This is a genomic window from Ruminococcus gauvreauii (genome assembly GCF_025151995.1).
GTDB lineage: Bacteria > Bacillota > Clostridia > Lachnospirales > Lachnospiraceae > Ruminococcus_G > Ruminococcus_G gauvreauii.
This window is the reverse complement of record NZ_CP102290.1, coordinates 3,316,848-3,328,689: the sequence shown is the minus strand read 5'-3', so window position 1 is coordinate 3,328,689 and position 11,842 is coordinate 3,316,848. Positions and strand designations below refer to the sequence as shown.

At 43.9% G+C, this 11,842-nt stretch carries 11 protein-coding genes; all 11 read right to left on the bottom strand.

Annotated features, from left to right (window positions below; genetic code table 11):
* Window positions 1-17: 17 nt before the first annotated feature.
* The gene (locus NQ502_RS15725) at window positions 18-1,157 is read right to left on the bottom strand and encodes a cysteine desulfurase family protein (protein ID WP_028527443.1); all 1,140 of its coding nucleotides are present in this window, start codon (window positions 1,155-1,157) and stop codon (window positions 18-20) included.
* Window positions 1,154-1,459 carry a PTS sugar transporter subunit IIB gene (locus tag NQ502_RS15720; protein ID WP_028527444.1) on the bottom strand — a complete coding sequence of 102 codons (306 nt, stop codon included), beginning with the start codon at window positions 1,457-1,459 and terminating at the stop codon, window positions 1,154-1,156. Before NQ502_RS15720 ends, NQ502_RS15725 begins: the two co-directional genes overlap by 4 nt.
* Before the next feature lie 6 nt (window positions 1,460-1,465).
* Entirely contained in the window at window positions 1,466-1,939 is a 474-nt protein-coding gene (locus tag NQ502_RS15715; protein ID WP_028527445.1) for a PTS sugar transporter subunit IIA, read from the bottom strand.
* 22 nt (window positions 1,940-1,961) lie between these two features.
* Window positions 1,962-3,218 carry a PTS transporter subunit IIC gene (locus tag NQ502_RS15710; RefSeq protein WP_044982938.1) on the bottom strand — a complete coding sequence of 419 codons (1,257 nt, stop codon included), beginning with the start codon at window positions 3,216-3,218 and terminating at the stop codon, window positions 1,962-1,964.
* A gap of 29 nt (window positions 3,219-3,247) precedes the next feature.
* Window positions 3,248-3,559: a PTS sugar transporter subunit IIB gene (locus NQ502_RS15705; RefSeq protein ID WP_044982939.1), complete on the bottom strand. Its 312-nt coding sequence runs from the start codon at window positions 3,557-3,559 to the stop codon at window positions 3,248-3,250.
* A 303-nt stretch (window positions 3,560-3,862) separates the two neighbouring features.
* Complete coding sequence (locus NQ502_RS15700) at window positions 3,863-5,224, bottom strand: sugar ABC transporter ATP-binding protein (RefSeq protein ID WP_148511873.1); 1,362 nt, start codon at window positions 5,222-5,224, stop codon at window positions 3,863-3,865.
* Window positions 5,175-6,221 carry a sensor histidine kinase gene (locus NQ502_RS15695; RefSeq protein WP_049898015.1) on the bottom strand — a complete coding sequence of 349 codons (1,047 nt, stop codon included), beginning with the start codon at window positions 6,219-6,221 and terminating at the stop codon, window positions 5,175-5,177. Before NQ502_RS15695 ends, NQ502_RS15700 begins: the two co-directional genes overlap by 50 nt.
* An 8-nt stretch (window positions 6,222-6,229) precedes the next feature.
* Window positions 6,230-7,807, bottom strand: coding sequence for a response regulator transcription factor (locus tag NQ502_RS15690; RefSeq protein WP_028527448.1), 1,578 nt, complete (start codon window positions 7,805-7,807; stop codon window positions 6,230-6,232).
* A 22-nt stretch (window positions 7,808-7,829) separates the two neighbouring features.
* Window positions 7,830-8,243 carry a hypothetical protein gene (locus NQ502_RS15685; RefSeq protein WP_028527449.1) on the bottom strand — a complete coding sequence of 138 codons (414 nt, stop codon included), beginning with the start codon at window positions 8,241-8,243 and terminating at the stop codon, window positions 7,830-7,832.
* Between the two features lie 42 nt (window positions 8,244-8,285).
* A complete protein-coding gene (locus NQ502_RS15680) occupies window positions 8,286-10,070 on the bottom strand; it encodes an alpha/beta hydrolase family esterase (protein ID WP_028527450.1) in 1,785 nt (594 codons plus the stop codon).
* A 21-nt stretch (window positions 10,071-10,091) separates the two neighbouring features.
* Window positions 10,092-11,840 (bottom strand): alpha/beta hydrolase family esterase, encoded by a 1,749-nt coding sequence (locus NQ502_RS15675; protein WP_028527451.1) that lies wholly within the window; start codon window positions 11,838-11,840, stop codon window positions 10,092-10,094.
* Between the last annotated feature and the right edge of the window lie 2 nt (window positions 11,841-11,842).

Sequence of the window (11,842 nt, the reverse complement as noted above, 5' to 3'; positions counted from 1 at the left end):
GCACCTCTTTCACATATTTATCCTTGTTTCTCTGTCAGTTTTTTAATAATGCTTTTTACCTTTTCGCAGATCGTTTCCATCTCTTTGTCAGTCATTTGGGAGCTGAGGGAAATTCGGATACATCCCCTTTCAAAAGACGGGGCTATCCCCATCTCCCTCAGCACATAGGAGGGCTCTATACTTTTCGTGTTGCAGGCTGCTCCCATAGATGTCAGTATCCCTTCTCTGCTCAGATAAAAAATGATCGCTTCCGCCTCCATATTCCGAAACCCAAGATTGCATATGGACGGCACACTGTATGCAGGAAGGCTGTTGATGATCACGTCAGCTCTGTCTTCGAATTCTTTTAATAGTGTTTCTTTCAGTCGTTCCATATGAAGAATATCTTTTTCGAGATTCTTATTCAATATTTCAAATGCCTTTCCCATGCCGAGAATGGCGGGCACATTTTCCGTACCCCCTCTTTGGAATTCCTCCTGTTGTCCGCCGCTGTTTACAGAGATCAGCCGTATCCCTTTTTTACAGTACAGACCTCCGCATCCCTTCGGCCCATAAAATTTGTGCGCTGAAAAGCTCAGCAGATCAACCCCTGATTCCTTAACATTTACAGGCAGTGCTGCCATCGCCTGCACCGCGTCCGTGTGAAAGAGTGCGCCATGCGCATGAGCCGCTCTGGCAAGCTCTTTTATGTCCTGTAAGGTCCCGGTTTCATTGTTCACCCACATTACGGATACCAGGCAGGTGTCTGGCCTCATGGCATTTTCCAGCGCATCCGGAGATACTCTTCCATGAGAGTCTACCGTCAGATAAGTGATCTCATATCCCATTTTTTCCAGAAATCTGCACGATTCCAGCACTGCATGATGCTCGGTCACCGACGTCACCATATGCTTCTTTTCATTGGATGGATGCAGCATAACACCTTTTATCGCAAGATTATCACTCTCGGTCCCTCCGCTGGTGAAAATAATCTCCTCCGCCTCAGCTTTCATATACCGCGCGATCTGCTCCCTGCACTCTTCTAATCGGCTCGCCACCGCCTTTGCTTCCGGGTAGATGGAAGACGGATTAAAAAACTGTTCTGTATAATATTTCTCCATCGTCTTTACGACCTCCGGATGCACCGGTGTTGTCGCCGCATAATCTGCATATATCATACCGCAGCTCCTTTTTCATACAATATATCCCTTATCTCTTCTATCAGTTTCTTTTCGCCGATATGATTGATAAACGGTTTCCCGCTTATGACCGGGCAATCCGCATCTTCAAAATAGGGGAACATCTCTATGATAAGATCATAGTTCGGTTCTACATAGCCGGTTTCCCACAGATTTTGTATTTTTACAGAAATCCCCTGATTTTCCTTGCTGCAACGCTGTTTGATTTTATCCGAGGCGATCAGCATGGTAGCACCGCATAAGCCTCCCGCGATCAACACCTTCTTCGCCCGTTCCCCCATAATATATCATTCCTCTTCCGTATAACTGTCACAGTCTGCAAAAATATCCGCAAATTCCTGTGTTGTCTGTGCATTCATCAAATCCAGCAGCAGTCTTTTCTTAGAGAATACAGACATCAATTCCTGCAGATCGTTGATGTGGGCGTCTTCTCCTCCCGCATTCGCCATAACGAAAATAAGTTCTACCGGCAGCTCCTCCTGTTTATCCGCCATATTATGGAATATGACCGGGCTCACAAGCCGCGCAATACCCACTCCCGTCTTCTTTACGGTATCAGAAAACGCGTGAGGCACGGCTGTCCTGACCCCTTCGCTCGGCAGACCTGTGGGATAATCTTTTTCCCGTTCTATGACGGCCACATAGTATTCATGTTCAACATATCCATGCTCCGCCATCTTTTTGACTACTTTAGCTATAGCTGCCTCTTTTGTATCTGCCTGTAATCCAATCAGGACAATATCCTTATCAATCGTAATCATTTCAGACCTCCCGGTATCTTAATTATTGAAAAAGCTGGAAGATGTATACCAGTGCTGCGCCCAGCGGGTCGCCTCCCATATCAAAGCTCGAGTTACTGATCGCCGGATCCGCCAGTCCGAGCAATCCCATAGTTTCAGTATGGATCGGTGCCATGGCAGACGCAATATAGAATATCGGAATCGCCCAGATCAGCACAAACAGTACAATACGAAATACATTTCCCTTAAGCTGTGCCGCTACCGCACCGCACCAGTACGGAATGACAGCCAGTGAGGCGATCGGCAGCATAGCATTGCCCGGCAGCAGTACTGCAAGGATGACAATCAGCGGATATAACAAAACCGCAGATGCCATTACCGACGGATGTCCTAATAAAGCTGCACAGTCCACGCCCACATATACTTCTCTTCCCTCAAATCTTTCCTGTACGAATTCAGTAATGGCATTCGCGATCGGAATAATACCTTCACATAATACAGACACTGTTTTAGGCAGAAAAACCATTAAAACTCCGATCTGCACGCCCAGATTCACTACTGCTGTGTAATGATAGCCTGCCAGGATCCCGATTACGATACCTATGACCGTACCCATAACCCCAAGTTCGCCAAAGATGCCCATCTTTTTGCGGATATTTTCAGGCGAACCGTTGATATTTTTAACACCCGGTATCTTCTCCATCAGCATGTTGAATGGTTTGGCAAAAAGCGCCAGAAAAGAAGTCGTACACGGAACGGCGATACCCGGCATATCATTAAATTCCTGATAATCTTTCGCCGTACGGTCTGCTATGATGGATCCGATGACAAGGAAGATAACGCCGCTCAAAACCCCAAGCGTCACATTCCCGCCGGTAGCCGCCCAGACGAATCCGCCGACTACATTTCCGTGCCAGATGCTCCAGATATCGGTCCACATGGTCTTCGTAAGCTTCAGTAAGATCATCAATGCATTCACAACCAGAATCCCGAGAATGACCAGGCCAAGACCCGGCCACGAAAATGCGATTCCCGAAGACCCCCAGCCAAGATCCGTAACTGTTAAATTGGTGTTAAAGTTCTCTGAAAATGCCTGAATCGCCGGTGTCAGCTGGTCTGTTGCCGCATTGATGATAATATTCAGTCCTGCAAGACCGATACCGGCGTAAATTCCGCCTCTGATACTATTGCTGATACCCGCCCTGAAAACCAGGCCTAACAGACACATAACAAGCGCAACCAATACCGGTCCGCCTAAACCGCCTAATACTGTTGAAATACTCGCTGCTATCCCTTCCATACTGTTCCTCCTTATGTTTTTCTGTAATTTTAGTTTTCACAAATCTCGTCTAATTTTGCAATGATCTGCTTCGCCAGCTCCGCCTTCGCCTTTTTGGTTCCGATCACAAATGGCAGTCCTTTAAATCCTGGTGCTTCAAAGGATTCATTCATCTGCGTCATCCATACTACGACCATATTCTTCCTTCCGTTGTAAGGATTAATATCCCCGATCATTGCATGAACCACCTGAATATCCCCTCTGCCCTCTGCCTCAAGATAACTCGTAATCTGATTCTTAGCGTTTAACGATGTGTTGATTCCAGCTCCGCATACGCACAATACTAATTTGTTCTCTGCCATATCGATCCCTCTTTTCGTTTTTTTTTATTATAAATTGCACGTTACATTTTTTCAATAATGCAAGCGGTATTAAGTGAACATTTGATCACTTTTATTGTTTGAATTTTCATTTTGCAGTATAATCATTTTACTTTTTTGTGCAATCTGTATACTTTTTGAAAACAAATAAAAAGCTGCAAAGCCCTGTGTGTGTTTATGGGCTTTGCAGCTATATACTTTTTAAACTGATCCTGTGCCGACATCCAGGTATGCCTCAAATTACTTTTCTCACTGCTCCGTTTGAAGGAACAGGCTGACTCAAAACTACTTTTGCGGCAGTCCCTGAGTCAAAACAATAACTGCAATACCCTTTCTGGACATTTCCATGATCATCTCAACCGCATTTTTCTCAAGATACACGTCCACGCTCTTAAACGGTTCCACACAGACAACAATCTCCGGCGAATACAGCAACCACCGGAGATAGAGTAATTTCTGTGCTTCTATCATGGTTAGCTCGGATACTTTTTTATGGATCAGATCTTCTCCCATGTGTTTACCGCAATATTTCCGAATGCTGTTTTTTATTGATTTGTCATACCAGAAGCCGCGCATCCTCAGTCCGCGACTGATACACAAGTTGTCATAAAAACTCAAATTAGAAAGAAGCTGACTTTTTGCCGGCTGTTCAATGACAACCATCGAGTACCGCTGCAGCATCCGATTCTTTTTCATCGGTTTATATTTTCTCTGGTTAATATAAATTTCTCCCTTATACGGACGCAGCTCTCCCTTTAGAATCATTTCGATCTCCTTAACAGTGCTCCACTGATCGGATGATATAGTGACAACCTCACCTGCATGAACTGCGAAATTCAGTCCCTCAAAACTTCCTGCAAATACATCTGAAAACCTGAGCACTTCTTTCACACCGCCGCGTGTATCCTTCTTATTCAGCGAATCAAGATTAAGGCTGAAGTCCTTTTCTATTTCCAGATATCTGTTCTCAGATTTATCAGTTTCAATCAACACCTTCCCGTCAGACATGAAAACCAGTTTGTCCGCCAAGTCAGTAATCCTGTTGGGCTGGTTAGCGAAAATTACAACCGCACAGTCTCCTGAATCTCCCAATAGTCTAAGAAACTGATACAGTTCTTTTTTCTCCGGAACAGACAGATAAAGATTTCTCATATCTATCATAAAGATTTTTTTTCCGTGGATTTTTGCCTTCAGCATCTCTATCTGAATTCTCTGTATTACATTCAGCTTTTTTACAGGAGTGTCAACTGACAGTTTTATGTGAAATGCATCCATCATTTTTCTCAGTTCAAATTCCGAATTCTTTTTTTTAAAAAAGAATGGTGTTGTCTCCTGCAGGGCGAATACATTTTCGGCAAGCGTCAAAGTCTTAATAAATGAAGAATGATCATTGATCAACGTATAATTAGACTTAAATGCCCCTGTTCTTCCACTGTTGCTGATCATTCGTCCCTCATAATACAGGAATCCTGAATCAAAATCCAGTTGTCCGCACAGACATTTCAAAAGATACTCAATCACATAGCTCCTGTCAGATGTGATTCCTACAATATCCCCGCAAAAAACACGAATAAAAACGGAGTATAAAATTGCATGCTTATTTTGAAGAACCATCCCATTCTCTATTCGCAGTAACTCCTTCTTCATTCAATTGATTCCTTTCCACCAGCGGTATATTGATCTGTACCGTAGTTCCTATGTTTTTACACGAGAATACAGTGACACCATATTCAGCGCCAAATATAAGCTTAATCCTGCTGTTGATATTAGCCAGCGCTATTCCTCCCCGTCCTTCTTTCCTCATATTACAGGCGTTGGAGTTGTGCAGCGTCCCGTTGATACTGTCAACTTCACTTCTCTCCATCCCGATACCGTCATCAATCACTTTGATGATCAGCTCATACTGCGAACGCACTATATGGATACTTACCGTTCCTTTTTTCTCTTTACACTCCAGTCCATGCGAGATAGCATTTTCCACAAGCGGCTGCAGCGTCATTCTGGGTATACAATATCGGAAAGCAGTGGAAAATTCCTCCTCACTGTCTATCTCAAGTTTCAGATTTTTACCAAACCTAAACTGCTGAATTTTGAAATATTCTTTAACATTCTCCAATTCCTGAGTCAGCGTTGTCAAATGATCGAGATCCGAAATGGAATAATAGAAAAAAGAGGCTAACGCCTCTGTTATGGATGCTATTTCATTCAAACCGGCGTCCAGCGCATCTCCTCTTATCGCATCCAGCGTATTGTACAGAAAGTGTGGATTAATCTGATTTTGCAAAGCAATCAGTTTTGCCTGTTCAACAGAGTATTTCAGCATTTCCTTCTTATTATCTGTTAACATCAAATATTGTAAAAACCTGTCACAGGCCGGGGTAATTGGGCGCTCCTCACATAGTTGTTCCAGTCCGATTCTTCCTGAAACATAGTCATCCATCGCTTTTTCTGTCTTTCCAAGCGGTCTGATCACATAGAACTTAACAACGAACGCCGCCGCTGCCAAGAAGCCTGCCCGGAATAAAATAAAAGCCATCATATATATGAGATTTTTCCTTGCGGGGAACAGCAGAATACTGTCCAGGATATAAAAGAACAAAACAAAAAGCAGTATTTTATTCATTCTGTTACTGATCGTATTCATAAAACTCCTCAGCCGTATAACTTTCTGTATTTAGCACATGTAATACCGGCTTCTCTTTTAAAGACTTTCATAAAGTATTTCTCATCCTGATAGCCTACCTTCCACGCGATCTCAGATATATTATAATCCGATTCAATTAACAGCTTTTTAGCGTGCTCAAGACGAACCTCCGTGAGATATTCCACAAAGTTTTTTCCCGTCTCTCTTTTAAACATCGTTGAAAAATAAACAGAATTCAACTTTACGACTGTACTTATATTTTCTAAGGACAGATTTTCACTGTAATGTTCATTGATATATGTAATCGCTGTTCGTATTGGCTTTTTCTCTAAGTTCTCCTCCAGCTTTTTAATTCTAAACAGTATTTCTTCTATCACTGTCCCGATGAATCTTATCATCTCAGAGCGTTCAGCGCACATCCGCAATTCCAGAAGTTTACCTTCTGCATATTCCGTGAGTTCCTTCTTCGAGTCAACTTTCTTCAGGATACCCACTATATTTTCCAGAAGTGTTCTGTACGCATCATAGATCTGCCATCCTGAAATATTATGATTATTATTTTTAAAACCGTCTTCAAGTCTTGTCACAATCTCCATGATCCCACTGTAATTCAGGCTTTCGACGCAGCTTTTCAGCGAAGTTCTAAGATCATCAGAAAAAATAATGTTTTCTTCATTTTCTCTTCCATGATAAACCAGAATCTTTTTATTCCCTCCGGATAACTTATCCCAAACGGCATATTGCGCCTGATCCATAAGTACACTTAATTCTGATATATCCCCTGTTCCACCGATTCCAATGCAGGAACTTACTTTAATTACTTTATCTTCTACCAGCCTGATTTCCTTAAGTATTTTTTTCAGACTCTCAAAAAACACCTGATGTTCCAGGACATCTGACTCAATAATTACCGGAATCATATCATGATATATCGCAGCATAAACGGCGTATCCTTCTTTCTCCATCTGTTGAATCAAAAGGTGCAGAACATGCTCTGCAATTACATTTAAATTTTCACCTATCTTGATGTTCCCATGTAAATCAATTTTTAAAATAAAAACAGTTACTTCATTGCATTTAATATTTAAATTATAATGGCAGTTAATATCCTGGCAGGAGTGACAGACTTCCACCTTTTCAGGGGACTGCATGAGATCGTAGATAATCTCTTTCTGTTTGTACTCTCGGTTCTCCGATTCTAATTTGAGTGTTTTATTTTTCTTCTCCACGATTCTTTTCAATGCGTTATTAATATCATTCTGCTTGATCGGCTTTACAATGTAGTCGTCTGCCCCGTTTTTCAACGCTCCATATGCATAGTCAAAAACTCTGTAACCGCTGATTACCAGAAAACTTGTTTCCTTATTGAGGCGCTTCACTTCTTTGATCAAATCGATACCGCTCAGAGCCGGCATACGTATGTCTGTAATGATAATATCCGGCTGCAGCTCCCTGTATGCCTCCAGCGCCGCATTTCCGGAATGTACCACAGAAACAAGCCGAAGTCCTAATTCTTCCCACTTGATAAGCTTTTCGATCAACTTACAAACGTGTTCTTCATCATCCGCGATCAATACTTTCAACATCAAACTACCTCCCCCCGATAGTTTATTTTGAATCGGGTCCTTTTCTCATCTGTGTTTTAATAACCTTCTCCAATTCCTCTGCATTTTCTGCATAAAAGGTCTTTTTTCTGTCAGTTTTCAGTATAACTTGTCCTTTCAAAGCATTGCAACTGAGAATTTTTTCATATAAAAACCGTCCTTCCATCGTTTCAAAATACCCATTATACAAGTGAATCCAGTTCTGACTGTCCCTTTTTATTTTAATCAGATAATAAATCAGCATAATAATAAATGCACATAAAATCATGATTTGTATCGGATTAAAAATGTGGCTGAAAAAAACAATCGCTTGAAAGACCAACACAACCATCGCTGTGACAGCCAGTGACAGATATATCCTTCTGACATTTCCCTTTTCTGATTTGCACAGCAGCCGGGATTCCTTTATTTTTTCCATTCTCCGTGACCCTCCTCGCATATTCAACAAACCGGACAGCAGTTAATACTGTCCGGTCTTCCCATCTGAATCCCGGTAATAACCGGAAAAAAACTCTTCCCATATCCGGAACGACATTTCCGGCATCGTCGCATGAGGGAGATGTCTGATCCATGTATAACGTACAAGGTCGCATACTCCCTTTTTGAAACAATAGTCATGCCACAGCTGATTGTGAATCTGACTTTCTGCAAACTCCCCGGGGACCGACTCATAATCGTTCAGCCGGCACCAGAAGCGAATCGATTCGGCGGTTATATTATGCTCCGCAGGTACCGCGGGCAACAGCCATTCTTCTCTCTCACCGCCGAACATCCACACCGGCATTTCAACGTCCGGCCGTTCCCTGAAATAGTCCTGCATCTGAAAATGATCCAGCGCATCTAAAAACAACACGCCTGAGCAGGGAGCTACCGCTGCAAACCAATGAGGTCTGGCAATCGCCAGCATCTGCACCATCAACGAACCCATCGAATGCCCTGTCGCATAGACACGCCCCTCGTCGATACAATAGGTATGCATCAAATCATCCAGCAGATATTCAAAAAATATAAGCTCATCGGGAAACTCCGGATTTGAGTAGATATTCCACGCCGGCAGAACCGTGATATCCTTGCTTATGGCACGATTTTCCTCCTTCACCGCAAAACAGCCGTGAACTGCTGATGGAAATACCACAATAAATCCATATTCGTCAGCAACCTGATGCCAGCCTGAATTTCCGCTGTAGATTTCACCCGAACACGTATATCCATGCATAGCCAGGACAAGCGGTACTTTCCTGTCTGGATTTGCCTTTACGCTTTCCGGCACATAGACATACCATTCACGCATCCATCCGTCAACTTCCCTGTAATAATACTCCATATGCAAATCATCAATCAACGCACACGTCATCCGCAGATCTCCGCCTGGCTGCGACATCCATCTGCGCACCGGATATAAAAATTTCTTCCAGATACGCCGATTCAGGAGGTTTCCATGATCCTTTGCAGGATTCTCAATCCTGCTCACCCATAGCCGATAGGCCTCTTTATGTTGATTAAGAGGCGACAGCGTCTCTTTTGTCCGGATATGCTGTACCGTATCCGGATAAAGCATACTGCATTTGTCAGCTGCAAGCGCCCTTTTCCAATACGCTGTTTCACTATCATATGTATCATCACAGTTCCTGTCCAGAATGATCCACACGGGAACTGGAATTTCCCCTTTTTTCATTCCCAATCCTGTATCATCCTCAAATCCATTCAAACGGAAACAAACTTGTGCGCCTGCTTCTTTCATAAATTGTTCCGGTACAGGTTTTGGTGAGACGGCGGCAATGCCGGCATATACCGCGGGGTCATACATAGCCGCCATCTGTGCAATCGTTGCCCCGCTCCCGTAACCTGCCATATAGAATTTAGATTCATGAACGCAGAACAGATCCCGGCGGGCAAAACGATCATATGCCATTTTCACATACTCCACATCTCCGCCGTCTTCCCCGTATGGTTCCTTAATATTCCAATGTCCATGCCGCGGCTCCAGAAACATCAATGTTACTTTTTCTTTTTCTTCCTCTGTATCGGCTATCTCACGCCAGTTGCTCTTTTCCAGCATCTCCGCCGCAGATATCCCGTCGTCCGGCAGTATCATGATACCGGCATTGGACGCTCGCGCCCCTTCAGGAATATACATGATCACGCGGCGCATCACACCGCTGACCTCGATCTCATCCTCAAAAACGCCCACATGACTGGGCAGATAGGGATCTAACGGATCAATTTTTTGCCTGATTTTGCTCATAATTCACTGACCTCCGTGATGTCATCCAAGATATTCAACAGAACCATCTCTTTTTCGTTTAAATTTACAAAAGTACTCGTCCCAGGTCATCCAGGCATTCTCCGGCGTATAAGCATGCGGAAAACCTTTCAGGGCACTGAATCTGACAACAGGTACTCTCTGTTTATCATACCACACATAGTTTTTATAGATACCATTCTGGTAAATTTTCGGTGACCGGTAATCAGCTCCGTTCTGCTCACAGAGCCTGCCGAGTACACATGCATTTGCTGATCCATCCGTCAGATCTGCCTTGCTTCCAATATCTCTGTCTCCTTTAAACAGCCACGTTGGGCACACAACAGAATGCTCATATGAATTTAACCTGCATTCATCCGCGATATCGCCCTCCGCGTATCCGTTTGGTCCGAATGCCGCAAAATATTCAGGCATTTTTTCGATTAATCTCTGTGTCATCGCGGAACCATTGGAGTGTCCGGCCACATAGATGCGCTCACTGTCAATCATATACTCTTCGCACATCTTTTCAATCATTGCCTTAAAAAATGGCAGGTCATCATGACCGTCAGGCAGCGGCATCCCCGATCCCGACCACGCAGGTGTCGCGCACATACACGCTCCGTATATATGCATGTACGCCGTTGGGTATACCATAATAAAATCTCTGGCTTCCGCCACACGATGCCACTCGGTGTTCTGCGCCCAGAACTCCCCGGTTCCGCACAATCCGTGCAATCCGATCACCATCGGCAGCTTCTGCATCTTGTCCCTTCTGTATGCGGAGGGTTCATAGACATACCAGTATCGTTTTTTTCCGTCAACAATTATCTCCTTTTTGACAAGACCGATATCATCAGCTGTTATCGTTCTTCTCAGCTTACGGTTTCCCGTTCCTGCCCATCTTTTGAAACGAAGAAGAAATCTGGCGGCCTCGTCAAAAAAGCATTCGCTCTTCCAGCCGGCAGTCTCCTCCGGTGTACTGACCCATACCTCAGCGACCGCCTGCTCATCAACCAGGCTTAAGACAGGATCTGGTTTCGGCATATACTTCCTGGCAAAGTTTCCAACGCTGTATCCTTCTTCGGTACGGCATGCGCTGCGATAGTATCTGACGGACCTTTCATCCTCTCCAATCAGCCAGACCGGAATCGGATTGTCAGATTTTCGTATATCCCTGTTTCCATCAGACGGCAGTATTTTCACGATGTCAAGAAACTCCTCCGAGACGGAAGAATCCCCGCGCAGCACTGACGCGGCAAGAATGCTGCTGTACATCATGGTAAATACGTTTGCCGCATAGGCGCCGTCTTCCATTCCTAATACATAATAAGACGCCTCATTCCAGGTATAGAGATCCCTCAGGCTCATGTCCAGAAAGGCGCTTCTGGCATACGCAAGAATGTTTTCAACGCTTCTTTCTTTCCATAAAGTATCGGGGGACTGCAGGATAAGAAGAACCATGCAGTGTTCATCCGCCATTTTCCGGATACCGCTATGCTGTATATAATCTTCTGCTGATATTTTTCCAGGTGCAAACACAAAGATTCCATCCCCGAATGGCGGAAAGTCTTCCGGTATATAGACCGCGTACGTTTCCTTTTTATCACCGGTCTCAATACACCGCTCAAATATTCCGATGTGTGAGGACCTGTAGGGATCTGCCGGATCTACGGGCTTCTGAACAATATCACTCTTTCCGGATATACATAAAATATCAACATCCGTCCTGTCAAAATCAGGATCAAACTCACGGCCAGAATAATTTCCCATAT